This is a genomic window from Serratia sp. Z4 (assembly GCF_009900725.1).
GTDB classification, from domain to species: domain Bacteria; phylum Pseudomonadota; class Gammaproteobacteria; order Enterobacterales; family Enterobacteriaceae; genus Serratia; species Serratia nematodiphila.
The window spans coordinates 256,954-282,611 of the sequence record NZ_JAAABD010000004.1; the positions used below are offsets into that span (position 1 = coordinate 256,954).

General features: G+C 60.3%; 22 protein-coding genes. 9 read left to right on the forward strand and 13 right to left on the reverse strand.

Going from position 1 to position 25,658, the window contains the following annotated elements; all coding sequences use genetic code 11:
• Positions 1-2 precede the first annotated feature (2 nt).
• Complete coding sequence (gene aaeX / locus GT753_RS17135) at positions 3-206, reverse strand: p-hydroxybenzoic acid efflux pump operon protein AaeX (protein WP_004936952.1); 204 nt, start codon at positions 204-206, stop codon at positions 3-5.
• A gap of 314 nt (positions 207-520) precedes the next feature.
• Here aaeX and aaeR point away from each other — a divergent pair, with 314 nt between their 5' ends.
• Complete coding sequence (gene aaeR, locus GT753_RS17140) at positions 521-1,432, forward strand: HTH-type transcriptional activator AaeR (RefSeq protein ID WP_015379188.1); 912 nt, start codon at positions 521-523, stop codon at positions 1,430-1,432.
• On the opposite strand, the gene GT753_RS17145 is transcribed toward aaeR, so the two are convergent.
• On the reverse strand, positions 1,423-1,767 hold the full coding sequence (locus GT753_RS17145) for a hypothetical protein (RefSeq protein ID WP_160125788.1): 345 nt from the start codon (positions 1,765-1,767) through the stop codon (positions 1,423-1,425). The genes aaeR and GT753_RS17145 overlap by 10 nt on opposite strands.
• Entirely contained in the window at positions 1,764-2,039 is a 276-nt protein-coding gene (locus GT753_RS17150; RefSeq protein ID WP_160125789.1) for a zinc ribbon domain-containing protein, read from the reverse strand. Before GT753_RS17150 ends, GT753_RS17145 begins: the two co-directional genes overlap by 4 nt.
• Before the next feature lie 207 nt (positions 2,040-2,246).
• Here GT753_RS17150 and GT753_RS17155 point away from each other — a divergent pair, with 207 nt between their 5' ends.
• Positions 2,247-3,188, forward strand: coding sequence for a nucleoside hydrolase (locus tag GT753_RS17155; protein ID WP_021505119.1), 942 nt, complete (start codon positions 2,247-2,249; stop codon positions 3,186-3,188).
• A 692-nt stretch (positions 3,189-3,880) separates the two neighbouring features.
• Positions 3,881-5,563, forward strand: a complete 1,683-nt coding sequence (locus GT753_RS17160) for a PglL family O-oligosaccharyltransferase (RefSeq protein WP_075684894.1) — start codon at positions 3,881-3,883, stop codon at positions 5,561-5,563.
• A 59-nt stretch (positions 5,564-5,622) separates the two neighbouring features.
• Here GT753_RS17160 and GT753_RS17165 read toward each other — a convergent pair whose 3' ends face one another.
• The 10 genes from GT753_RS17165 to csrD form a co-directional block, all read right to left on the reverse strand.
• The gene (locus GT753_RS17165; protein ID WP_021505121.1) at positions 5,623-6,387 is read right to left on the reverse strand and encodes a CDP-diacylglycerol diphosphatase; all 765 of its coding nucleotides are present in this window, start codon (positions 6,385-6,387) and stop codon (positions 5,623-5,625) included.
• A gap of 150 nt (positions 6,388-6,537) precedes the next feature.
• A complete protein-coding gene (gene tldD, locus GT753_RS17170) occupies positions 6,538-7,983 on the reverse strand; it encodes a metalloprotease TldD (protein WP_021505122.1) in 1,446 nt (481 codons plus the stop codon).
• A gap of 7 nt (positions 7,984-7,990) precedes the next feature.
• A complete protein-coding gene (gene nit1 / locus GT753_RS17175; RefSeq protein ID WP_004936930.1) occupies positions 7,991-8,851 on the reverse strand; it encodes a deaminated glutathione amidase in 861 nt (286 codons plus the stop codon).
• The gene (yhdP, locus tag GT753_RS17180; protein WP_031300251.1) at positions 8,848-12,651 is read right to left on the reverse strand and encodes an AsmA2 domain-containing protein YhdP; all 3,804 of its coding nucleotides are present in this window, start codon (positions 12,649-12,651) and stop codon (positions 8,848-8,850) included. The genes nit1 and yhdP overlap by 4 nt, the downstream gene beginning before the upstream one ends.
• Positions 12,652-12,739: 88 nt before the next feature.
• Positions 12,740-14,209, reverse strand: a complete 1,470-nt coding sequence (gene rng / locus GT753_RS17185; protein ID WP_004936922.1) for a ribonuclease G — start codon at positions 14,207-14,209, stop codon at positions 12,740-12,742.
• A 38-nt stretch (positions 14,210-14,247) separates the two neighbouring features.
• A complete protein-coding gene (locus GT753_RS17190) occupies positions 14,248-14,832 on the reverse strand; it encodes a nucleoside triphosphate pyrophosphatase (protein ID WP_160125790.1) in 585 nt (194 codons plus the stop codon).
• Positions 14,833-14,842: 10 nt separating this feature from the next.
• Positions 14,843-15,331 (reverse strand): rod shape-determining protein MreD, encoded by a 489-nt coding sequence (mreD, locus tag GT753_RS17195; protein ID WP_004936918.1) that lies wholly within the window; start codon positions 15,329-15,331, stop codon positions 14,843-14,845.
• A complete protein-coding gene (mreC, locus tag GT753_RS17200; RefSeq protein WP_028127540.1) occupies positions 15,328-16,353 on the reverse strand; it encodes a rod shape-determining protein MreC in 1,026 nt (341 codons plus the stop codon). The genes mreD and mreC overlap by 4 nt, the downstream gene beginning before the upstream one ends.
• A 94-nt stretch (positions 16,354-16,447) precedes the next feature.
• The gene (gene mreB, locus GT753_RS17205) at positions 16,448-17,491 is read right to left on the reverse strand and encodes a rod shape-determining protein MreB (protein ID WP_003855260.1); all 1,044 of its coding nucleotides are present in this window, start codon (positions 17,489-17,491) and stop codon (positions 16,448-16,450) included.
• A gap of 413 nt (positions 17,492-17,904) precedes the next feature.
• The gene (csrD, locus tag GT753_RS17210; protein WP_015379197.1) at positions 17,905-19,839 is read right to left on the reverse strand and encodes an RNase E specificity factor CsrD; all 1,935 of its coding nucleotides are present in this window, start codon (positions 19,837-19,839) and stop codon (positions 17,905-17,907) included.
• 203 nt (positions 19,840-20,042) lie between these two features.
• Here csrD and GT753_RS17215 point away from each other — a divergent pair, with 203 nt between their 5' ends.
• The 6 genes from GT753_RS17215 (at position 20,043) to accC (ending at position 25,380) form a co-directional block, all read left to right on the forward strand.
• The gene (locus GT753_RS17215; RefSeq protein WP_021505125.1) at positions 20,043-21,020 is read left to right on the forward strand and encodes an MDR family oxidoreductase; all 978 of its coding nucleotides are present in this window, start codon (positions 20,043-20,045) and stop codon (positions 21,018-21,020) included.
• Between the two features lie 156 nt (positions 21,021-21,176).
• Positions 21,177-22,178: a protein-methionine-sulfoxide reductase catalytic subunit MsrP gene (gene msrP, locus GT753_RS17220; protein WP_160125791.1), complete on the forward strand. Its 1,002-nt coding sequence runs from the start codon at positions 21,177-21,179 to the stop codon at positions 22,176-22,178.
• The gene (gene msrQ, locus GT753_RS17225) at positions 22,179-22,778 is read left to right on the forward strand and encodes a protein-methionine-sulfoxide reductase heme-binding subunit MsrQ (RefSeq protein WP_004936895.1); all 600 of its coding nucleotides are present in this window, start codon (positions 22,179-22,181) and stop codon (positions 22,776-22,778) included.
• Between the two features lie 287 nt (positions 22,779-23,065).
• On the forward strand, positions 23,066-23,518 hold the full coding sequence (aroQ, locus tag GT753_RS17230; protein ID WP_004936891.1) for a type II 3-dehydroquinate dehydratase: 453 nt from the start codon (positions 23,066-23,068) through the stop codon (positions 23,516-23,518).
• A gap of 32 nt (positions 23,519-23,550) precedes the next feature.
• Positions 23,551-24,018 (forward strand): acetyl-CoA carboxylase biotin carboxyl carrier protein, encoded by a 468-nt coding sequence (gene accB / locus GT753_RS17235; RefSeq protein ID WP_004936889.1) that lies wholly within the window; start codon positions 23,551-23,553, stop codon positions 24,016-24,018.
• Between the two features lie 12 nt (positions 24,019-24,030).
• The gene (gene accC / locus GT753_RS17240; protein ID WP_004936886.1) at positions 24,031-25,380 is read left to right on the forward strand and encodes an acetyl-CoA carboxylase biotin carboxylase subunit; all 1,350 of its coding nucleotides are present in this window, start codon (positions 24,031-24,033) and stop codon (positions 25,378-25,380) included.
• Positions 25,381-25,658: the final 278 nt, after the last annotated feature.

Consider the following 25,658-nt stretch of genomic DNA (forward strand, 5'->3'; position numbering starts at 1 on the left):
CCTCAAACAAAAAGACACGAAATCAGATAAAACAAGCAGCAATACAGCGCGGTATTAAACAGCGCCGGATGCCAGACAAAATCGTAAATCCCCGTCGGCTGCAGCAGGCGGCGCAGGAGAAAAAACAGCGCCAGCGACACCAGCAGCTCGAAAAACACCGGCGGAAACGACAGCCCGAAGATGACCATAACCGGAAGCAAACTCATCACTTTTTCCTTATTGTTCACTACGCCGGGGAAAGACACATCTCGCCATTCACATTCTCTTTACATTTTAGCGTGCGCGCGCCACAAATCTTGACCGGACAGCTTGTCCAGGTCACGAACCCGAAAAAAGGTTAAACTTGGGGGCAGACATCCACGACAGGGATTGCGAGGGTGCCGGAGGAGCGGCAGGATTGCGTTGCCGATCGCTCTCGCACGTTGGTAAGGTCTATTCACCCGACCACGTTATATTAGCCTGCTTACTATCAAGGCATCAACAATCTGTGATCTAAATCACTTTTAAGCCAGAGTGAATAATGGAAAGATTAAAACGGATGTCGGTATTCGCCAAAGTGGTTGAGTTCGGGTCGTTTACCGCGGCCGCACGCCAACTCGACATGAGCGTTTCATCGATCAGTCAAACCGTCTCGAAACTGGAAAATGAACTGCAGGTCAAGCTGTTGAACCGCAGCACGCGCAGCATCGGCCTGACCGAGGCCGGCAAAATCTACTATCAGGGCTGCCGACGCATGCTGCAGGAAGTCAGCGAGGTGCATGAGCAGCTGTACGCGTTTAACAATACGCCCGCCGGCACGCTGCGCATCGGCAGCTCATCCACCATGGCGCAAAACGTGCTGGCGAACATGACCGCCGAGATGATGAAAGAGTACCCAGGCCTGACGGTCAACCTGGTGACCGGCATACCGGCGCCGGATCTGATCACCGACGGACTGGATCTGGTGATCCGCACCGGGGCGCTGCAGGACTCCAGCCTGTTCTCCCGCCGCCTGGGGCAGATGCCGATGGTGGTGTGCGCCGCCAAAAGCTACCTGATCCAGCACGGCACGCCGCAGAAGCCGAGCGACATGGTCAACTTCTCCTGGCTGGAGTACAGCGTGCGGCCCGACAGCGAATTTGAACTGATGTCGCCGGAAGGCATCACCACACGCATTTCCCCGCAGGGGCGCTTCGTCACCAACGACTCCTCCACCATGATCCGTTGGCTGAAAAATGGCGCCGGCATCGCCTACGCCCCGCTGATGTGGGTGATCGAAGAGATCAAACGCGGCGAGATCGAGATCCTGTTCAAAAGCTACCATTCGGATCCACGGCCGATCTACGCGCTCTATACCGAGAAAGACAAACTGCCGCTGAAGGTGCAGGTGTGCATCAACTATTTAACCGACTATTTCGAACGCGTAGCGGCGGTCTATCAGGGCTATCGCTGAGCAGCGCTTAAATAGCGGCGCGCCAGCGCGGCCAGCAGCGTCAGCGCCAACATGCCGATGCCCCACAGCAGCCAGACGGCGTAGCCCGCCCAGGTCAGCAGCAGAGGAAAATAGCTCGCCAACCCGCTGCCCAGCTGTTTCAGCCACGGCAGCCAGGCGTCCAGCACCGCCTGCGGCACCAGGCTCAGCGCACCGTTCACCGGCAACGATGCCTTCTCGGCTGCCTCCGCCAACGCCGGGAGCCAGGCCAGCACCCCGGCTACGCCCCAGGCCAGCAGCGTCCATAGCGCCATGGCGCCCAGCAGCAGCGCGAGTGTCCAACCGCCCCGGTTCACGGCACACCGCCGCCGCACTGCGGACAAAAGCGGCTGCCCGGCGGCAACGGCGCGGCGCACTGGCCGCAGGTGGCGCTTAGCGCGGCAAACGGCTGACCGCAGCGGTGGCAATAACGGGCGCCCGATTTATTCACTGCCCGGCATTCCGGGCACGGCGGCCCCGGCTCGCCATGTTGGTTATAGCGGTTGCCATGATGCCCGCCGCCGTGGCCCGCGCGCTGATGACCGCCGTGAATACCGCTTTGCCCCAACAACCGTTTCAGTAAGCTCATCCCGCCTCTCCTCTATGCATTGACGCTGAACCTCACTGTAAACCCTGGAGTAAACTCCAGGGTAAAGCCCGGTGAGCAGGATTTACGTTTCATTACATCGTAAAAGTGGCAAGGCTTTGATGCCGTTAACAAAAGCACCATCGGCATTATCCCACGCCGCCGCGCTGCGTTATGCTGCGGAAACCTCTCCCTGCATCAGGAATAACCATGAAAAAAATCATACTGGACTGTGACCCGGGGCATGACGACGCCATCGCTCTGTTGCTGGCCTGGGGCAATCCGCAGATCGACCTGCTGGCGGTCACCACCGTGGTGGGTAACCAGACGCTGGACAAAGTGACGCGCAACGCCCTGGCGGTGGCCCGTATCGCCAATATCACCGGCGTCCCCTTCGCCGCCGGCTGCCCGCGCCCGCTGGTGCGCAATATCGAAGTGGCGCCCGACATTCACGGCGACTCAGGCCTCGATGGCCCGGTGCTGCCGGAACCCCACCTGCAGTTGGACTCACGCCACGCGGTAGACCTGATCATCGAGACCGTGATGGCCCACCCGCCGGGCAGCGTGACGCTGGTGCCGACCGGCGGCCTGACCAATATCGCCATGGCGGTGCGTAAAGAGCCGCGCATTGCCGAGCGGGTCAAGGAAGTGGTGCTGATGGGCGGCGGCTATCATGTGGGCAACTGGAGCGCGGTGGCGGAGTTCAATATCAAAATCGATCCCGAGGCGGCGCACATCGTGTTCAACGAAAAATGGCCGCTGACCATGGTCGGGCTGGATCTCACCCACCAGGCGCTGGCCACGCCGGCAGTCTGCGAACGCATCGCCGCCCTCGGCACCCGGCCGGCCGCCTTCGTCGGCGAGCTGCTGGCATTCTTTGGCCGTATGTACCAACAGGCGCAAGGCTTCAGCGCCCCGCCGGTGCACGATCCATGCGCGGTGGCCTATGTGATCGATCCGAGCGTCATGTCGGTGCGCAAAGCGCCGGTAAATATAGAGCTGACCGGCACCCTCACCTTAGGCATGACGGTCGCGGACTTCCGCGCGCCGCCGCCGCCGGATTGCCACACCCAGGTAGCGGTCAAACTGGATCAGGATAAATTCTGGGATCTGGTGGTGGATGCGCTGGAGCGGATCGGGGAGGTGGAGTAAGCGAATGAGAAACGAGATTAACGCGCTTTTACAGGCGCGTTAGTCCGTATTCTGCCGCGACAACGGGAGGCTCAGGCCATAACCTCTTTTATTTCCAATACAGCAGAACAATCCTAACAATAAATCATTTTATAAAAATTAAAAAAAACAGGTAAAGACAAGAAGAATCTTAATAAAAATAAAACCATAAAAATCACATTGAATTTAAAAACCAGCAATGGAAAACGATGGAATAAATCTCCGTCGTCACGCCGCCGCTGACGAAATAAATTAAACAATAAGATACCTATTTTATTCTTCACATTGACTGCCGACATAGGCCATCGCCGAGATGCCCCACGATATTCACACACGTCAAGACAACCATCAACCAACTGATTTCAATGAATAAAAATAATATTAGATTAAAATTTGACTGAATCACAATGGATTTGAGAAAATAGCGCATCTGTTTTTGCAAACAACAAAAATGCCTTTTGCGGGTGAAAAATACGGCTTAACCTTTCTTTAGGCACACGGTCTCGCGCATTCTCAGGGTAAACATTATTTATCGCTTCACCATGAAGACGGATTAAATTTCCCATGAGACATTTTCGAATTGAACATTACACGCATTTCAACATCAGGATAAAGGATAGGGAATAATCAAAACATGCATTTCATAAACGCTATCAGGCCATGGCAGGTTAACCATGGCCGATAAATCTCCCGCTAACGCAGCGACCATCGCCGTGCTGCCCCTGCTGCTGATCTGGATGGCGGCGGTCCTGCCGGTTTATTACCCCAACATGGGCGGCGACGGTCTGGCGCTGCCGCAAAACATTCTGGCCTGGAGCGTCATGGCGCTCACCACGCTGATCGTGACGTTTACCGTTTGCCTGGGTCGCATCCGTTTTTCGCTGACCCCCACCGCCCGGCGGTTGCTGCTCGGCATCGCCGTACTGGCGTTGCCGCTGCTGTATACCCGCCTCGAGTGGCGCGAAGATGCCCTGTGGCGCTGCGCCGGTTTGCTCGGCGGCTGGCTGTTCTATGTCGCCTGCCTGCAGCTGCGCCTAACCGCCCGACAGCGCGAGCTGCTGCTGTACGGTCTGCTGTTCGCCATCGGCGTTCAGGCGTTGCTGGCGGCGCTGCAGCTGTTCGCCCCCACGCTGGCCTGGGTAGCCCCTAACGGCAGCCGGGTCTACGGCGTCTTTCAGCAACCGAACGTGCTGGGCAGCTTTATCGCCACCGGGCTGGCCTTGGCGCTCTGGCTGCTGCTTGCTCCCCTCTCAGCGCCAACGTGGCGGCGGCAAATCCCGCTGCTCGCGCTGCTGGCCGTTTTCTCCGCCCTGCTGGTACTGATCCAGTCGCGCGCCGCCTGGCTTGGCGGCGCCTTGGCGGCGGCTTTGCTGCTGTGCCGTTTTGCCCGCCGGCGCCCGGCCGCGAGCCGCTGGGCCGGCGGCGCGCTGCTGCTGGGCGTGGCGATCGGCCTGGCGGTGCTATTCACCGGTTTCGGCCTGGATGGCCGCGCGGGTCTGATCGGTCGGGAGCTGTCCAATAGCGCTCGCCTCACCATGCTGCATGACGTCGGCGCCATGATCCTGGCCAAGCCGCTGCTGGGCTGGGGTTACGGCGGTTTTGAATACAGCTTCGCGCACTTTCGCCTGCAGGAAATGCCCTGGCGAGAAGTGTTGGAAGTCGCCGGGCATCCGCACAATGAAATCCTGCTGTGGTGGATTGAGGGTGGCCTGCCGGCGCTGGCAGGTATCGCTATCGTCCTTGCCGCCGGCGCACGGCTGCTGAAAAGCGCCTGGCAACGGGATCGAGAACAGCCGAACGGTGCGCGCGTCGGCTTGTTCCTGGTGCTGCTGCCGATGCTGATACACACCCAGCTGGAATACCCTTTCTATCTGTCTGCGCCGCACTGGCTGGCGTTTCTGCTGCTGCTGGCGCTGCTGGACGGCCAAACCGGCGAGCCTCGCCCGCTGCCGTTCGCCAAAGCCCTGAGCCTGCCGGTGGCGTTTGCGGCGCTCGGCGTGCTGGTGATGGCGGTCTTCGCCTGGCAAGGGCGCATGGCGCTCACCCAGTCGGAGCGCACTATGCTGGCCAACATCGACAGCATCGAGCAGATGCCGTCGCCGGCCGCCTGGATCTACCGGGAGCGCAAAACCTTCGACGAGCAATCTCACGCGTTGCTGGTCTACAACCAGACGCGTGATGATGCCCTGTTGACCGGCTATCGGCAGTGGGCCAATGCCTATCTGCAGCACCGCATCGACGCCAACGTCTACGCCACGCTGATTATGATCTTGCGCTATCAGGGGGATCAGGCACAAGCCGACGCTCGCCTGCGGGAAGCCGCTTTCCTGTTTACGCGGGATGCGCGGTTTAGGTAGGGACAACAAGGTGAGAGCGATGCCTCGTCGCTCTCACCTCCGTCATTTATGTAGCAAAATCAACGTGGCAATATCGCGCACTCTTTATCCAGCAGCGACTCTACCGACGCGCGATTGCCGACGTCCCAGCCGCGCTTCGAGGCCAGCAAGATAAATCCTTGCCGGCCGGCAAACATCGTCGGAACGACGACCACGCCATATTCCGCCAGCTGCGGCGGCGACAGATGGAAATAATCCGCCAAATCCTTAATCGGGTAGATGCCCATCACGGCTGGCTGCATCACGCGGCGAGCATAATAGGTGTGGCGCAACAACTTATCCGGCAAAGGCCGCCATTGCTCCTGTATGTAGGGGCGTTCCGCCTGCAATTGACGCCGCACATCTTCGCGCAGACAGGTCAGGTGAATATGCAATTGATTCTGACTGCGGCCGTATGCGGAGTTGATCGCCATGCCCAACATATCATCCGGCACCGGTCCGCCATACTCGGCGGCCAGCCGGTAACGCATCAGCCAGGCATAGCCAAAATAGTCCGTCCGTTCTCCAACCAGCAGCTGCGGGCTTTCAATGCCGGAGAGCGGCGCCGTCGGCACCAGGATAAAGTGATAAGGGTAACGCGGGTTCTGCAGCACGCTAAAGCCCAGGGCCTTCCCCTGCGGCATATAAATCTGCTCGCACGGGGCCGGATTGCGTTTTTGCTGATAGTTGGCCATGCAGAGTTTATCGACCACGCCCCACAGCGCATCGGAACGGGCGCAGCCCGTCAGGGACAGAACGCCCAGCACCAGCAGCCAACGCCGAGCGGATAATGCCAGGCGCGTCATTCTTGTCGTGCTCTGTTTTTTCGCCACGTCAATTTCATTCCATTATGTCGTGCAGGCTACGGCGTCCTGCCGCGCTTAGCGTTACGAATGCGAGAAAGGCCGCGAAATGGAGCATGGTGAGGGGCCAACGCGTGGCCCCTTGAGGAAAGATTACGCCGTGCCGCCGACGGTGAGCGTGTCCAGTTTCAGCGTCGGTTGGCCGACGCCCACCGGCACGCTCTGGCCTTCCTTGCCGCACACGCCCACGCCTTTATCGAGCGCCAGATCGTTGCCGACCATCGAGATCTGCTGCATCGCCTCGATGCCGGAGCCGATCAGCGTCGCCCCTTTCACCGGTTTGGTGATGCGTCCCTTCTCGATCAGGTAGGCTTCGGTGGTGGAGAATACAAACTTGCCGGAGGTGATGTCCACCTGGCCGCCGCCAAAGTTCGGCGCGTACAGGCCGTACTCGACGCTGGCGATGATCTCTTCCGGCGTCGATTGGCCCGCCAGCATGTAGGTATTGGTCATGCGCGGCATCGGCAGATGCGCGTAGGACTCGCGGCGGCCGTTGCCGGTCGGGGCGACGCCCATCAGCCGCGCGTTGAGCTTGTCCTGCATGTAGCCTTTCAGCACGCCGTTTTCGATCAGCACGTTGTACTGGCCCGGCACGCCTTCGTCGTCGATCGCCAGCGAGCCGCGGCGCCCTTGCAGGGTGCCGTCGTCCACCACGGTACATAGCTCGGACGCCACCAGCTCGCCCATATGGCCGCTGAACACCGAGGTGCCGCGCCGGTTGAAGTCGCCTTCCAGGCCGTGGCCCACCGCCTCATGCAGCAGCACGCCCGGCCAGCCGGCGCCCAGCACGACCGGCATATTGCCGGCCGGCGCCGCCACCGCGCCGAGGTTGACCAGCGCCATGCGCACCGCTTCTTTGGCGTAGGCATCGGCGCGCACGTCGCCGTCGACGGTTTCCAGGAAGTAGTCATAGCCGAAACGGCCGCCGCCGCCGCTGGAGCCGCGCTCACGCTTGCCGTCCTGCTCCACCAGCACGCTGACGGAAAGACGCACCAGCGGGCGAACGTCCGCCGCCAGCGTGCCGTCGGTGGCGGCCACCAACACCTGCTCGTAAACGCCGGTGATGCTGGCGTTCACTTCCTGCACCCGCGCATCGGCGGCGCGCGCCACCTTGTCGACGCGGTGCAACAGGGCGATTTTCTCTTCGCGCGGCAGGCTTTGCAGCGGATCGAGCAGCGGATACAGCGCCCGGTAACCGATTTCGCCCAGGGTATGCGCCCGCCCGTCGCCCTGCTCGCGCACGATGCTGCGCGCCGCCTGGGCGCTCTGCTGCAGCGCATTCAGGGTGATCTGATCGGCATAGGCGAAGCCGGTCTTCTCACCGCTGACGGCGCGCACGCCGACGCCCTGGTCGATATTGTAAGAGCCATCCTTGATGATGCCGTCCTCGATCACCCAGGCTTCGTGATAGCTGGACTGAAAATAGAGATCGGCGTAGTCGATACGGCGTTCTGCCAGTTGACCCAGTACCCTGTACAGGTCTTGATGACTCAGCTTGTTGGTAGCGAGTAACTGCTCACTGACAAACGTCAGGCTCATAATGGTTTCACTCTTGATTGGAGGATAGCTTGTCAGACGGCGCCGTCAGCGACGTCTGGAATCGGTTGTGCTGCAGCACCGGCATCTGCGCACGAATATTTTTCAGGCTTGCGGTGTCCACGCGCACCTTCAGCGCCGCCACGGCGTCCGCGTTCTCGGCCAGCACCTTGCCCCAGCCGTCAACAGCCAGCGTGTGGCCCCAGGTACGACGAGTCGGTCCGTGGCGCCCCACCTGCGCCGGCGCCAGGATCATGCACTGGTTTTCGATCGCCCGGGCGCGCAGCAGGATTTCCCAATGCGCCTCGCCGGTGACCCGGGTAAACGCCGCCGGCACCGAAATCAGTTCGGCGCCCTGTGCCCGCAGCGCCTGGAACAGCGCGGGGAAGCGCAGATCGTAGCATATGGTCATGCCCAAGCGCCCGACCGGCGTATCCACCACCGTCAGGTGCTGCCCGTGCTGGTAGGTATCCGACTCGCGGTAGTGGCCGTGCGCATCGTTGATATCCACATCGAACATATGCAGTTTGTCATAGCGGGCGCGGATCTCGCCCTGCTCGTCGAACAACAGGCTGCTGGTAGTGATAAGTTCCGGGTTTTCGCGGCTGATCAAGGGCATCGAGCCCACCAGCAACCACACCCCATAGCGGCGCGCCAGCTCACGCACCGCGTTCTGCAGCGGGCCATCGCCCTGTTTTTCCGCCTGTTGGCGGTAGGCCGCGGAGTTGGCGAACAGCAGCGCGTTCTCCGGCGTCATGACCAGTTTTACCCCGGCATTGAGCTGCTTAATCTGCTGTTCAATCTGGGCCAGGTTATCGCGCACCTGATCGCCACTGCACAACTGCAACAACGCAACGTTAGCATTCCTCATGACGCCTTATCCTCCTTTGCCTTACGAAGTACCTCATTGATCTTCGGCTGGTCGAGATCGCCGCCGATATGGTAGCGAATCAGCGAAATCTTGCTCCACAGCGGCCCCAGCACCTGCGAGGCGGCAAATACCGCCGCGCCGACGATCGGGTTGACGACAAACGCCGTGGCCACGCCGACGGTCGCCGAAATCGCCGGCGCCACCACCGCCTCCATATCGATGCGGCGGCGCGCCAGATCGATCTGGCCGCTCATGGCGATGTCCGCCGCCAGGCCGTCGATCAATAGATTATCAGTATGCATTATGCCATCTTTCAGCCAGGCGGTGCTGCGGATGGAATCAAAGTAGAAACCTTTGCCGAAGGTATCGCTGAAATCGAACTGCAGCTTGCGCAGCAGGGCGTCGAAGCTGACCAGCCGCAGCAGCTGGCCGGCGCGGCCGCCGCCCATGCTGTCGATCTCGCCCTTGCCCATCTTGACCTGTAGCGCGCCGCTTAACGTATCGACCTGCGGCTGCCACGGCGCGCCGTGCCAGTACAGATCGAAGTCCACGTCGTAAGGCGCCCCCTTCAGCGGAATAGTGATGCCGAAGAAGGCGGCGGTTTCATCGATCTTGCCGCCGAGCAGTTTGCCTTTCAGCGAGCTGCGCTCTTCCTGCGCGTTTTGTTTCCACAGGCCGGTGGCGCTCATACGCCCTTTACCGGTATCGACCAGACCGTGATCCAGCGTCAGGGTATCCCCCCGATTAGTCAGATCCGCCTCGACCTTGCCGAGGTTCTGCCCCAGCACCCAGCACGACTTACAGCGCAGCATCAGCGAAGGCCAGTCGCGGAAGGAAACTTTCTCGGTCGACGGCGACGGTGCGCCCGCCGCGTTTTTCGTCTCGGCGAACTGTGGGTTGTAATACAGGTAGTTGATATCGGCGCGCCACGGCCCGCGATCGGCCACCCGCAGGCTGCCGTCCACTTCGTCGCTCTTGGCGCTCACCAGGGTAGCGCCAAGCTGTTTTTCGGCCGATAGCGTCAGCTTATGCCAGGCCTGGCCGCCCAACAGCAGCTGCGGCGTAGTCAGCGCCACGGTGGTAGGGAAGCTGAAACCGCCCACCTGACCGCTGCCGCCGCCCTGTTTCAGTGCCGGCGCCAGCAGCGCCAGCCACTGCTCACCGTCCAGCGCCGGCAGATTCAGCGTCATCGACTTGCCGGCCGGCAGCGGCGGCGTGCCGCCCCCGTTGGTTTGCCAGGCGGCGCGCGCCAGATTCACCTGTTTTTTATCGAAGTTCCATTCGCTGTTGAAGCGGTTCTGTTTGCCCGCGCTGCCGGTCAACATGAAACCGTTCAGACCGCCTTTGACCTTGACGTTCACCGGCAGTGCCTCGCCCGGTGCCTTGTCCAGCGGTAAAGGTAAGTGACTGCTCACTTTCTTCAAATCCGCGTCAATGCCGATATCATAGCTGGCCGAGCCCTGATGCGGCAGCGTGATGGCCACCTGGCTCTGCCAGGGCGCGCTGCCGCTGAGCGCATCAGCGGCCTCTTTTGGCAGGCCGGGGAACTTGCCCGGCAGCCAGTCGCCCTTCAGGCCGACATTGATCTTGTAATCGCGATCGCCTTCCTGCGTGGAAAAGTTGACCGCCACCGGCTGCCCGAACCAGTTGGCCGACAGGGGATCGCTCTGCAGGTTGCCGTTGTCGAAGCGGAACTTGCCGCTGAGCTTTTGCAGTTCGCTGTCCAGCGGCTTTATCAGCAACGAATTGTTGTTCAGCGCCACTTCGCCGGTGGCTCTGACCTGCTCGCCGTCCAGGGGAATATCAAGATGTAAGCGCCCACTGACATCACCGCCAATCTGCAGCTGCTCCAGCGCCGCCCCGAGCGAATCGTGCAACGGCGTCTGCATGAAGTAGTCATGCACGTCGCTGCCCGCACCCGCGACTTCGGCGTCGATCAGCAGCCGCTCTTTCAGGTAATCCGGGATCACCGCGCTGATATTTTTACCCGCCACCTTACCCAATCGGGTTTGCGGCGCATGCATCCACAATCCCTCGTTGGCGAAATCGAGATCGATCGCCAAATCGGTCAGCGCCGGCCAGCCCGGTTGGAACTGGAAGGTGGCGTGACGTAGCGGTACGAAAACTTCAAACTGCCCTTCGTTTTTACGATACGGGAAGTGCTGCGGATCGCCGGAATAAATCAGCGTAGCGTTATCCACCTGGCCGCCCTGAATGGCGCCGCTCAGGTAGTCCACCAGATGCTTGCCCATCAACGGTTCCGGGAAATAGCGCCAGGCGTCGGCGCCGTCATACAGGCGGATGCCCGCCAGGATGTTCAGCCACGGATCGCCCTTGGCCGGCTGCTGATAACGGAAATCACCGTTGACCCACAGCGACTTCGCCTTGACGTCCAGCCCCTGACTCGCCAGCTCCCAGCCCTGATCGTTGTAACGCCAGGTCAGCGCGCCGCGCGCGCTGCTGATTTCAAGCGGGGCGCGGAACATGTCGCCGTAAGGCAGGGTGCTGTCGGTGAGCCCCAGCGTCAGGCGGCCGTTCTCCACCCCGCCGCTCAACGCCCCGGAGAAGTGGTTAACGCCCGGCAGCAGTTCCCAACGCTGCCAGCTGACATCGCGCCACAGCGCCTGGAAACGGCTCTTTTCCGGCTGCTTGAGCGGAATGTCCAGCGCCAGCGCTTCCAATTGCCCCTGCGGCTGCAGATCGTTCCAGCGCTCGAGCACGTCCGGGCTGAGGAAGGAGAAGGTCGGCAACAGCGCCGACAGACGCTCCAGCTGAATATCAGTCGCGCGCACACGCAGTTCTTCATTCTGCGCCGGCCCCATGAATTCGGTGTTTTCCGGCAGCCACAGCGCGGAAAGCGCGCCCTGCGGCCAGGCCTGGCCGTCGGTGCTCAACCGCAGTTGCGGCACGTCGAGCTGCCAACCGGTGCCCTGGCGGCGCAGCGACAGCGCCAGATTATCCACGTCCAGCCGGTGCTGCGCGGCGCCGGTGTCCCAGTTGGCCGCCCCTTGCTTGAGCAACGCATGGCCGCCGGCGATCTGGCCGTTCTGCACCTGCAGCCAGGCAGCCAGGCTGAAGTCGGCGCTTTCCAGCCCGGTGTTGGCGCGCAGCCAGCGGGTAAACCAGGGTTTCATGTCGATGTTATCGGCCTGCAGGTAGACCGTGCCGGTATCCAGCAGGCCTTGATTGTCACGCAGGTCCATGCGCAGCTGCACCACGCCGTGCTGGCCATTCAGCGTCGACAGGCTGATCTGCCCCTCGGCGCGGTGGCGATCGCGGCCGTTGAGCCAGGTCAGCTGGGGAATGTCGAATTCGGCGCGCGCGCCGGCGGGCGTCAGGAATGAAATACGACTGTCGCGCAGATCGAAATGGTCGAGCTGGCGCAGCATCAGATCGCTGATTTTACCGGGTTCAAGGCCATCGCCCTGCCGATCGCCGCCCAGCGTGGCGTTCAAATCAAGCCGGAATTGATAGAAGGTCAGATCGCGGAACTGCCAGCGCCAGTGCAACAGCGACTGCCACACATCCAGCGCCAGCGTCACGCGCTCGATATGCACATCGCTTTTGGGCAGCGTAACGCTCAGGTTACGCACTTCAAGCTGCGGGCCGAAGGTTTCCCAACTGCCCTGTAGGAAATCCATCTGCACGGGCACGCCGGACAGCTTCTCCACCTGCGCCAGCAGTTGGGGACGGTAGTCGTTCAGCTTCGGCAGCATCAGGCGCAGCCCGCTGATCAGCAGCGCCACAATCACGATTAGGGTGGCGCCTGTTGCTAACAGAATCCCAGGCAGTCGCCTCACGCAGTTCTCCTTGCTCCGCTGCCTGGCAACGGGAATATCTATGCACTGACGGGCCCGGCGTGCCGGGCCCCTACCGATGTCGGGCGGGCTACATCATGACGACGTCGAACTGCTCCTGGCTGTACAACGGTTCGATCTGCACCTTCACCTGTTTGCCGACGAAAATCTCCACTTCGGCCAGCGCATGCGACTCTTCGCTCTTCAGCGCTTCGCCGACCGCCGCAGAGGCGTACACCAGGAAGCGATCGGAATCGTAAGCGTGATGCACGCGCACAATCTCGCGCAGGATCTCGTAGCACACGGTTTCCACCGTTTTCACGGTGCCGCGCCCATTGCAAGTAGGACAATCGTGACAGAGCACATGTTCAATGCTTTCACGCGTTCGTTTACGCGTCATTTCAACTAAGCCTAGCTGAGAGAAGCCGTTGATCGTGGTTTTTACCCGATCTTTACTCAACGCCTGCTCCAGCGAGTGCAGCACCCGGCGGCGATGCTCTTCGTTGTTCATATCGATAAAGTCGATGATGATGATGCCGCCCAGGTTGCGCAGCCGCAGCTGGCGCGCAATGGCCTGCGTCGCCTCGATGTTGGTATTGAAGATGGTTTCGTCGAGGTTGCGGTGGCCGACGAAGGCGCCGGTGTTGATGTCGACCGTGGTCATCGCCTCGGTCTGATCGATGATCAGATAGCCGCCGGACTTCAGCTCCACCTTGCGCTCCAGCGCGCGCTGGATCTCGTTTTCCACATCGTACAGATCGAAAATCGGCTGACTGCCGGTATAGAGCTCGAGCTTGTTGGTGATGTCCGGGATGTACTCACCGGTGAACTCCACCAGCAGATCGTGCGTCAGCCGCGAATCGACGCGGATGCGATCCAGCGCCGCGCCGGCGAAATCGCGCAAGATGCGCTGCGCCAACGCCAGCTCGCCGTACAGCTTGTATTTGGTCTGGTTGCGCTTCTTGCGCTCCATCACCTTGGTCCACAGCCGTTTGAGGAATGCGGCGTCCTGCGCCAGCTCTTCCTCGCCGATGCCTTCAGCCGCGGTGCGGATGATAAAGCCGCCCAGCTCGTCGCAGTGCGGCGCCACGATCGCCTTCAGGCGCTCGCGCTCGGCTTCGCTGTCGATGCGCTGCGACACGCCGACGTGCGCCGCACCCGGCATGAAGACCAGATAACGCGAAGGCAGCGTGATATCGGTGGTCAGACGCGCGCCCTTGGTGCCAAGCGGATCTTTCACCACCTGCACCATCAGGTCTTGCCCCTGGCGCACCAGCTCGGCGATGTCGCGCACGTGGAAGTTTTTCCGCTCATCGCCGGCGACGCATTCGGTATGCGGCATGATGTCAGAGGCGTGCAGGAAGGCGGCCTTATCGAGGCCGATGTCGACGAACGCCGCCTGCATGCCCGGCAGGACGCGGCTGACGCGCCCTTTATAGATATTGCCGACGATGCCGCGTTTGGATTCGCGTTCGATATGGATCTCTTGCAGAATGCCGCCATCGATATAGGCGACCCGCGTTTCAGACGGTGTGATATTAACCAGTAGCTCAGCTGTCATGCCTTCTCCTCAGAGCCGGTCGATAATGGCAGCGCCCATCAACCGGTTCTTACATCACGTAATGCGACAAAATTACTGAGCAGCTCATGTGTTTCGACCAGCGGCAGACCGACCACTGCGTGATAACTCCCGGTTATCGTTCTGACGAAACAACCACCCTTTCCTTGAATTCCATAGGCGCCCGCCTTATCCATCGGTTCGCCCGTAGCAATATAGTCGCGGATATCCTGTTGTGACAGGCTGCGGAACGTCACGTCGGTCACCACCAGCTGGCAACGCACGTCGTGGCGATCGGCGATCGCCACTGCCGTCATCACCTGATGCTGCTTGCCGGACAGGGCCGCCAGCATGTCCGCCGCATGGGCTTCGTCGCGCGGCTTCTCCAGCACCCGGCCGTTGAGCACCACGATGGTGTCGGCGCCCAGCACCGGCCGATCTTCCTGCGCCAGCGCCACGCCCGCTTTGGCCTTGTCCTGCGCCAGGCGGCGCACATAGGCTTCTGCGGCTTCGCCTTCCCGGCGCTGCTCTTCGGTATGCGTCAGCATAATGTCGAACGACACGCCCAGCAGGGTCAGCAGTTCACGTCGACGTGGGGAGCCGGAGGCCAGATAAAGCGAAGTCATTGATATACCCTTACTGTACGGCGAACTGACGGCGGATTTTACGCATCAACAGGAATAACCACGGCCACAAAATGCCGTTTACCACACTACTCCAGAACACCTCTGGGCGGAAAGAGACGTTGATCACTAAAAACTCAGCCCAGAACACCACCACATCCATCGACAGCGACAGCAACACGACGATAAGCGCCTGTTGCCACAGCGCCATATTGCGGAACAGTTGGAATTTGAACGCCACCAGATAGGCGATGATGCCCAGCGCCAGCGCGCGCACGCCCAGCGTGGAACCGAGGATCAGATCCATGATCAGCCCCAGCACGAAGCCGGTGCCGACGTTGACCCGATGTGGCAAAGCCATCACCCAGTAGATCAGGATCAGCACCAGCCAGGAAGGCCGGAACATGTAGATCTGCTCCGGCCACGGCATGATTTGCAGCACCAACGCCACCAGGAACGACAGCCAGATTATCCAGCGCCCGTGGCTGCGGTAGCTGTTCATTGCACCACCCCCGCCGCCGCGGGCTGAACCTGAGGCTGAGCAGAGGCCGGTGCCGTGGTTTGCGGCGCCACCCCGGTGGCCGGAGCCGGCAGCTGTGGCCCGACGGAACCGGCAGGCGGCAGCACCTGCGGCATCATCTGCATCAGGCGTTCATTGGCCACGCGGTGCACTTCGTCCGGCGGCAGCGGCATGTCGCCGTTGCGATCGGCGCCCCACAACAACAACAGATAACGCAAGCGCTGCAGACCGGCGGTCGGCCGCGCCTGAATCACAGTGTAAGCACGCTGGTTGTCAACCTTGACCGAGGAGACCACCGCCACCGGATACCCTTCAGGGAAGCGGCCGCCGAGGCCGGAGGTGACCAGCACGTCGCCGACGCGGATGTCGGTGTTGTTCGGCAGATGCTCCAGTTGCAGATCGTCGGCGCAGCCGCTGCCCGCGGCGATCACCCGAATATCGTTGCGCAGCACCTGGATCGGCAGCGCATGCGAGGCGTCGCAGATCAGCAGCACGCGGCTGGTGACTTTCGCCACCGCCACCACCTGACCGACCACGCCCTTGTCGCTGATCACCGGCTGGCCTTCATAGACGCCGTTGTCCGACCCTTTGTCGATCACCACCTGATCGCTATACGGATCGGAACCGGTGGAGATCACCTGGGTGACCATCTTGTGTTCGTCCTGACGCAGCGGGGAACCCAGCAGCTCGCGCAAGCGGGCGTTTTCCTGCTTGAATTGGCCAAGAAGAAGAATATCGCTGTTTTTCAGCAGCAGTTCCTGCCGCAGAGCGCGGTTTTCCAGCTCCAGCTGTTGGCGGGTGGCCAGCGTCTCTGACACGCTGTCCAAAACTTTACGCGGCCCGTTGGCCAGAAAATAGAAAGGGCTGACTGCGGTGTCCATGTAGTTGCGTATCTTCACGAACGTGCCGAGCCGGCTGTCGGCAACGATCAGGCCAATGGCCGCAATCACCGCCAAAAAAAGTCGCAGTTGCAGGGAAGGCCCCCTGCTAAAAATCGGCTTCATAAATTATGCGAGTTCCTCGACAACAGAAAGAGGAACCGTACCCGATTCTCGCTGTGCGCATTCATCCGATACGATTCCTCCTTCCAGGGGCTGACTATTCTTCGCTGAACAAATCGCCGCCGTGCATGTCGATCATTTCCAACGCCTTGCCGCCGCCGCGCGCCACGCAGGTCAGCGGATCTTCCGCCACCACGACCGGGATGCCGGTTTCTTCCATCAGCAGGCGATCGAGGTTGCGCAGCAACGCGCCGCCGCCGGTCAATACCATGCCGCGTTCGGAAATGTCGGAGGCCAATTCTGGCGGGCACTGCTCCAGCGCCACCATCACCGCGCTGACGATGCCGGTCAGCGGCTCTTGCAGGGCTTCGAGGATTTCATTGGAGTTCAGGGTAAAGCCGCGCGGTACGCCTTCGGCCAGGTTACGGCCACGGACTTCGATTTCACGCACTTCGTCACCCGGATAGGCAGAACCGATTTCGTGCTTGATGCGCTCGGCGGTCGCTTCGCCGATCAGCGAGCCATAGTTGCGGCGCACATAATTGATGATGGCTTCATCGAAACGGTCGCCGCCGATGCGCACGGAAGAGGAGTACACCACGCCGTTCAGCGAGATCACCGCCACTTCAGTGGTACCGCCACCGATATCCACCACCATGGAGCCTGTCGCTTCGGAAACCGGCAAGCCTGCACCGATCGCCGCCGCCATCGGCTCTTCAATCAGGAACACTTCGCGCGCGCCGGCCCCTTGGGCGGACTCGCGGATAGCGCGGCGTTCAACCTGGGTCGCGCCGACCGGCACACAGACCAGCACGCGCGGGCTTGGGCGCATGAAGCTGTTGCTGTGAACCTGTTTGATAAAGTGCTGCAGCATTTTTTCGGTCACGAAGAAGTCGGCGATCACGCCGTCTTTCATCGGGCGAATAGCCGCGATGTTGCCGGGGGTGCGGCCCAGCATCTGTTTGGCGTCATGACCGACGGCCGCAACGCTCTTTGGGGAGCCGGCACGATCCTGACGAATGGCAACCACCGAAGGTTCATTCAGTACGATGCCTTGCCCTTTAACATAAATCAGGGTATTGGCGGTACCCAAGTCGATGGACAAGTCGTTGGAAAACATGCCACGAAATTTCTTAAACATAACGAAAGGATAATCCTGCAAGCTGGGGGCGGAAAATAAAATCCGCCTACTTTACCAACCACACGAAGCAGCGACAAGGCGCAAAAACGTTCTACTTCGGTGAAAAATAGTCTGTATTGTTTCTGCTCGAATGCACGGAAATTGGATGAGGCCTGAATTCCCTGAACAAAGGCTCAGTTTACCACCCTGTCAACGCACGAAACGGCGTAACACAGCTCATAAAATCTAACATATTCCCTGATTGCCGCCGATGGTAAGCACCTACCAACGCCAACCAGATAAAAGCTGACAAGAGCCTATCTCAAATAGGCGTCATTGTCGCAGGCAGATTGGAGAAAACTCCAAAATGACGGGTGACATGGCCCAGATGGATCCGGCGCTCATTCTACGTCAATTTTTGTCCGGCAATCAGCTTAAACGCGATAACGACGTGAATATTTTTTACGCCCCGCGTCGATCGGTTCCGGCGACGCGAAAAAGTCGCCCTGCCCGCCATGGATCCCACGCTCTTTCAGCGTCTGCCATTCGTTGCGCGTACGTACGCTGGCGGCGAACACCTGCGCGCGCGTACCCGCGCAGGCGCCGGTCAGGCTCTGCACGAACAGCTGGTTTTCGTCCCGCTTATCGATGCTCCGCACCAACCCCGGGTGGAGCTTGACGATCTCCACCTGCAGCGACTTGATATAGGACGTACTGACCACGGTTAAACCCGCTTTGGACACCGCCAGGCGGCAGCCCAGCCCTGACAACAGCCTCAGCACCGGACGCAAACGGTCGATATGTTGACACACATCTGCCTCCGCAAGTTCAATCAGAATTCGTCGACGCTGACTTTTTTCGCACTGCAACAGCGTATCCCGCAGCCAGCGCTGGAAAGAGCGCTGCAAAATCGAGTCTACGCACAGCGGGAACGCCAGCGTTTCCTCGGGCCACTGCGCCAACAAGGGAATGATGCGGCTCACCTGTTGGCGATCGTAACTCTCCGCCAACCCCAGCTGCTGCACCAGCGGCATATATTCCGCCGGCAGCAATTCCTGGGTGCCGTCATAGATCCGGCTCATGATCTCGCGATGGTGCACCTCGCCTTCCACGGTCACCGCCGGTTTCTGATACAGCCGCGGGCCACCGCGCGCCAGCACCTGTTCCAGCAGCGTGCGCCACTTGACGCTGCCGCGCCCCTTTTCCGGCACCTGGCTGTCGTACACATACCACCCGTTTTCGCCCTGCAGCGTAGCGTGGCGCGTCGCCTGCTCCGCATAGTCGATCACCTGCTCGGTGGTTTGACCGCTGCGGTACGCCACGATGCCGATGTGCAGGAAGGCCTCGCGATCGATCAGCGCCGTGGAAGGCAATGCATCGATGGCGTTGACCAGCTGTGAAGCGATGCCGTCGGCCTCCTTCAGGGTTCGATGCGGCAACAACACGGTAAAATCGCTGTGGAAGTAGCGCGCCAGCAGCGCCGACGGGTAGCGCATCACGAAGGTAGACAGCAGGTTGACCAGCGAATACATCAGCTCCTGCACCGCCACGCTGCCGTGCGTCTCGCGCAGGGTCTCGAAATCGGGCAGCCGCACCATCATCACGATGCCGTGCGAGCCTTCATCTTCCAGCTGAGTGGTCAATTGGTTATCGAAGAACAGGCGATTATTCAGCCCGGTTTTGGCGTCCTGCGCGGCGAAGGCGCGGATCAGCGTATCGACCCGGCTGCGCTCTTCCCGCGCTTCCGCCAGATCGGCCAGCAGGCGGTCGAGCGCGCCGCTGACGTTGGCCGGCCACTCACGCACGTCGCCCTGCATGACGTTTTCACGCTCGCCGTTCAGAATGCGCCGCGCGCGGCGTTCCAGACGATCTTCGCCGTCGGCCTGTTCACGCAGCCAGCGCAGGCTGAACAGCAAAATCACCACCATGACGACAATCGACAGCGTGACGGCGGCGGTGGATTGCAGCGTACGCACGTCGCTGGCGAAGGGATCGAGGTAGGTGATGTACAGCGTGCTGCCCGGGTGCTGCAACAGGGGGCGCGAGACCTGACGATAGCCGTTCAGCGCATCCCAGTGCTCTTTTTTGACCGTCGGCAATTTATAGTCGAGCAGTTGGCTGGTCCCGGCCTCTATGCGGATCGACACGATGCCGAGCGTGCGCATGACGATGGGCAACCATTTCTCCTGCTCCTGCGGCGGCTCGCTCAGCATGGCTTGATCGAGAGTGGTAACCAGCGAATCCAAGCGGCGCTCCTGGCGATCCTGGGTAACGTAAAAGAAGCTGTATGAGCATCCCATCAGCATCAAAAACATCGCCAGTGCGACCAACAGAGTGATCAATGCAGAGAGTTTGGTGGTAAATCGCATCCCTGTGCCTTGTCCGCTATGGTTAAGTGAGTGTGCCCCTGTAGCCAAAAGGAGCCGTCCAACCCTAACAAGCCTTGCCGAGGAATAAAACCTGCAAGCGCCGTTTTTGTCCTTTATCAGGACTTGGGCCGCTTATTATGCATATAGTCAAATAAATGTGATTCAGCCATTGATAGAAAAGTGTAAACGAGAGGAAGAGTGACATGCGTGCACTGTTATTGGAACAACAAGACGACCAAACTCTGGCTCATATCAAAGATATCGGCAGCGATCGGTTGCCGGAAGGCGATGTTACCGTCGACATCAACTGGTCCAGCCTAAATTATAAGGATGCGCTGGCGATCACCGGCAAAGGCAAGATCGTGCGCAACTTCCCAATGGTGCCGGGCATCGATTTCGCCGGCACCGTGCGCCACAGCCGCGACGATCGCTTCAAAGAGGGGCAAAGCGTGGTGCTCACCGGCTGGGGCGTAGGCGAACACCACTGGGGCGGCCTGGCCGAGCAGGCGCGCGTCTCCGGTGAGTGGCTGGTGCCGCTGCCGAACGGGCTGGATGAGCGCAAGGCGATGATCATCGGCACAGCCGGCTTTACCGCCATGCTGTGCGTGATGGCGCTGGAGGAAGGCGGCGTGCACCCGGACGACGGCGATATCCTGGTCACCGGCGCCAGCGGCGGCGTGGGCAGCACCGCTATCGCCCTGCTGGCAGCGCTGGGTTACCGGGTGACCGCCATCAGCGGCCGCGACAGCAATACCGAGTACCTGAAAGCGCTCGGCGCCAAAGAGGTGATGTCGCGCGATGGCTATATCGACACGCCGCGTCCGCTGGAGAAACAGCTGTGGGCCGGCGCAGTGGACACCGTCGGCGACAAACTGCTGGCGCGGGTGCTGGCACAGATGAACTATAACGGCACCGTCGCCGCCTGCGGCCTGGCGGGCGGTTATCAGTTGCCGACCACCGTGATGCCGTTCATTCTGCGCAACGTGCGTCTGCAGGGCGTGGATTCAGTGCATACGCCGCTGCACCGCCGCCAAACCGCCTGGGAACGGCTGGCCGGCATTCTGCCGGACAGTTTCTATCAGCAGGCCACGCACGAAATCACCCTCGAACAGGCGCCGGCCACCGCCGCCGCGCTGCTGAACAACCAAATCACCGGCCGCACCCTGGTGAAAATCCGCTGACCTTCTCCCCTCGGCGACGGGGGGAGTTCCCGCTTCTGCGAAATTTCATATTTTCCCGCGCCCCCTCGCTTCCGGCCGGCTTTAGCGCCATGCTTATTTCATGGAGACCCGTTTGCCGCTTACAGGCGGCGGGAATCAGTCGCGGAGAACATAAGCATGAACAAACACCCGAAATTAACCGAGGCCGACGTCACGCCGGAGAGCGTGTTCCATCAGCGGCGCAAGGTGCTGCAGGCGCTCGGCATCAGCGCCGCTACGCTGGCGCTGCCTGCCGGCGCGCGGGCGGACCTGCTGTCGTGGTTCAAGGGCAACGATCGCCCCAAGGCGCCACCGGGCAAAGCGCTGGCATTCAGCAAACCGGTCGCCTGGCAGGCGCAGCTGGCGATGACGCCGGAAGACAAGGTGACCGGCTACAACAACTTCTATGAGTTCGGCCTCGACAAAGCCGATCCGGCCGCCAACGCCGGCGGGCTGAAAACCGAAGGCTGGAAAGTGCGCATCGACGGCGAAGTGGCGAAACCGATAACGCTGGATATCGACGATCTGATGAAGCGTTTCCCGCTGGAGCAGCGCATTTACCGCATGCGCTGCGTCGAGGCCTGGTCGATGGTGGTGCCGTGGATCGGTTTCGAGCTGGGCAAGCTTCTCAAGCTGGCCGAACCGAACAGCAACGCGCGTTACGTAGCCTTCCAGACGCTGTACGCTCCGGAGCAGATGCCCGGCCAGAAAGATCGCTTTATCGGCGGCGGCCTGAAATATCCCTACGTCGAAGGGCTGCGGCTGGACGAGGCGATGCATCCGCTGGCGCTGTTGACCGTCGGCGTGTACGGCAAAACCCTGCCGCCGCAAAACGGCGCGCCGCTGCGACTGATCACGCCGTGGAAATACGGCTTCAAAGGCATCAAATCGATCGTGCATATCCGTTTGGTGCGCGATCAGCCGCCGACCACCTGGAACCAATCCGCGCCGAACGAGTACGGTTTTTACGCCAACGTGAATCCGCACGTCGATCATCCGCGCTGGTCGCAGGCCACCGAGCGCTTCATCGGCTCCGGCGGCATTCTCGACGTCAAACGCCAACCGACGCTGCTGTTCAACGGCTATGCCGATCAGGTGGCGTCGCTGTATCGCGGCATGGATCTGCGGGAGAATTTCTAAGTGCGCCTGACGCCTGTTCATATCAAATGGCTGAAAGCCGCCCTGCATCTGGCGGCGTTTTTGCCCTTTCTCTGGCTGGTACTGGCGGTGGATCAAGGCTGGTTCAGCGCCGATCCATCCAAGGACATCCAGCATTTTACCGGCAGGATGACGCTGAAACTGCTGCTGGCCACGCTGATGATCGCCCCGCTGGCGCGCTACGCCCGCCAGCCGCTGCTGATCCGCTGCCGCCGTCTGGTGGGGCTGTGGTGCTTTGCCTGGGGCACGCTGCACCTGATAAGCTACTCCACGCTGGAGCTGGGGCTGAGCAATCTCGGCCTGCTGGGCAGCGAGCTGGTGAACCGCCCTTATCTGACGCTCGGCATCCTCACCTGGCTGATCCTGCTGGCGCTGGCGGCCACCTCGACGCTGTGGGCGATGCGCAAACTGGGCGCCAAATGGCAAACGTTGCACAACTTCGTCTATCTGGCGGCGATCCTTGCCCCCATCCACTACCTGTGGTCGGTCAAAACCTTTTCCCCCCAGCCGTTCATTTACGCGCTGCTGGCGGTGGCGCTGTTGGGCCTGCGCTACAAGAAATTCCGCGCCTGGTGGCGCTGAATCGCGCGGCGGCGCGCGGGATTGTCGTTGAAAAACGCACGCCGCCGGCGGGAACTTTTTCTGTGTTCCAGCGCTCATATTCCTGTCACGGAACCCCGAGTTGGTCGATTTGGGGTTGAATATCTTCGCTGATAAGACCAGTATTTAGCTGCGAATTGCTACGATATCGTTATAATGCCCGACCTTGTTTCTGTTCTCAGGGTGAATTTGCCCCTTAACAGGTGACAAATCGGTAACATCGGGTTATTTTCTACGATGATGGTTTTATTGCCGGAGATACCAGCACAATGGCGGATAAGTTTCACATTTTGCTTCTGAACGGCCCCAATCTCAATCTGCTGGGGACGCGTGAGCCGGAGAAGTACGGCAGCACGACGCTGACAGAGATTGTTAACGGATTGGAAAACCAGGCATCCGCATTGGATATTACCCTGAGCCATCTGCAGTCCAACGCCGAGCATCAGCTGATCGATCGCATCCATCAGGCGCGCGGCAACACCGATTTCATTCTGATAAACCCGGCGGCGTTCACGCACACCAGCGTGGCGTTGCGCGATGCGTTGCTGGCGGTGCAGATCCCGTTCATCGAGATCCACCTGTCCAACGTGCACGCCCGCGAACCTTTCCGCCATCACTCTTATCTCTCAGACGTAGCGGTAGGCGTGATTTGCGGCCTCGGCGCGGATGGCTACGCTTTCGCTTTACAGGCAGCGGTTAACCGTCTGTCGAAAACCCACTAATTGCTCCACAAAAAGAGTACGGAATCACACTCATGGATATTCGTAAAATCAAGAAACTGATCGAACTGGTTGAAGAATCAGGCATTTCTGAACTGGAAATCTCTGAAGGCGAAGAATCGGTTCGCATCAGCCGTGCCGCACCGGCGCAGGCTTATCCCGTCATGCAGCAGGCTTACGCGATGCCGGCACAGCAGCAGCCAGCCCTGGCTACCGCCGTTGCCACCGCGCCTGCGGCAGAAACCCCTGCAGCACCGGCGGCCGTGAGTGGCCACGTCGTTCGTTCCCCAATGGTAGGCACCTTCTACCGCACCCCAAGCCCGGACGCGAAAGCCTTCGTGGAAGTGGGCCAGAAAGTGAACGCCGGCGATACCCTGTGCATCGTTGAAGCCATGAAAATGATGAACCAGATCGAAGCGGACAAGTCCGGCGTCGTGAAAGCCATCCTGGTGGAAAACGGCCAGCCGGTCGAATATGACGAGCCGCTGGTCGTCATCGAATAACGAGGCGCCCCCATGCTTGATAAAATTGTTATCGCCAACCGCGGCGAGATCGCGCTTCGCATCCTGCGTGCCTGTAAAGAACTGGGCATCAAGACCGTTGCGGTTCACTCCGCGGCCGACCGCGATCTGAAACACGTGCTGCTGGCCGACGAGACCGTCTGCATCGGTCCTGCGCCATCGGTAAAAAGCTACCTGAACATCCCGGCCATCATCTCGGCGGCGGAAATCACCGGCGCGGTGGCGATCCACCCGGGCTACGGCTTCCTGTCCGAGAACGCCGACTTCGCCGAGCAGGTTGAACGCTCCGGTTTCATCTTCATCGGCCCGAAAGCCGAAACCATCCGCCTGATGGGCGACAAGGTTTCCGCGATCAACGCCATGAAAAAAGCCGGCGTGCCATGCGTGCCGGGCTCCGACGGCCCGCTGACCGACGACATGGATAAAAACCGTGCCTTCGCCAAGCGCATCGGTTATCCGGTGATCATCAAGGCCTCCGGCGGCGGCGGCGGTCGCGGCATGCGCGTGGTGCGCAGCGACAAAGACCTTGAGCAGTCCATCAACATGACGAAAGCGGAAGCCAAAGCGGCTTTCAACAACGACATGGTGTACATGGAAAAATACCTGGAGAATCCGCGTCACATCGAGATTCAGGTATTGGCCGACGGCCAGGGCAACGCCATCTATCTGGCCGAGCGCGACTGCTCCATGCAGCGCCGCCACCAGAAAGTGGTCGAAGAAGCGCCGGCGCCGGGCATCACCAGCGAAATGCGCCGCTACATCGGCGAGCGCTGCTCGAAAGCCTGCGTGGAAATCGGCTACCGCGGTGCGGGCACCTTCGAGTTCCTGTATGAAAACGGCGAGTTCTATTTCATCGAAATGAACACCCGTATTCAGGTAGAGCACCCGGTTACCGAAATGATCACCGGCGTGGATCTGATCAAAGAGCAGCTGCGCATCGCTGCCGGTCAGCCGCTGTCGATCAAACAGGAAGAAGTGAAGATCCACGGCCACGCGGTAGAATGCCGCATCAACGCCGAAGATCCGAACACCTTCCTGCCGAGCCCGGGCAAGATCACCCGCTTCCACGCGCCAGGCGGTTTCGGCGTGCGTTGGGAATCTCATATCTACGCCGGTTATACCGTACCGCCGTACTATGACTCCATGATCGGCAAACTGATCACCTTCGGCGAAAACCGTGACGTGGCGATCGCCCGCATGAAAAACGCCCTGGCTGAACTGATCATCGACGGCATCAAAACCAACGTTGAGCTGCAGCAGAAGATCATGAACGACGAAAACTTCCAGCACGGTGGCACCAACATCCACTATCTGGAGAAGAAGCTGGGTCTGCAGGAAACCTAAGGCAGCCACGCAGCATCGTCTGACGAAAGGCCGGTTAATCACCGGCCTTTTTCTTTTCTCGCGCCCGCCTGATTTTTTCGTTCAACCGCGCAAAATAGAATCAAATCTTCACATATAACTTTCTCTTCACATTTATCCAGCCCGCCCCCCACATCACCACATAAAACATAACAAACTGTTTTTAAACAAAAAATATTTAACTCATAGCTTACAAATAAATATTAGCAAGGGAAAAACTCAATCCATCGCATTTTTACACGCTATAAGCTTTAACAAAA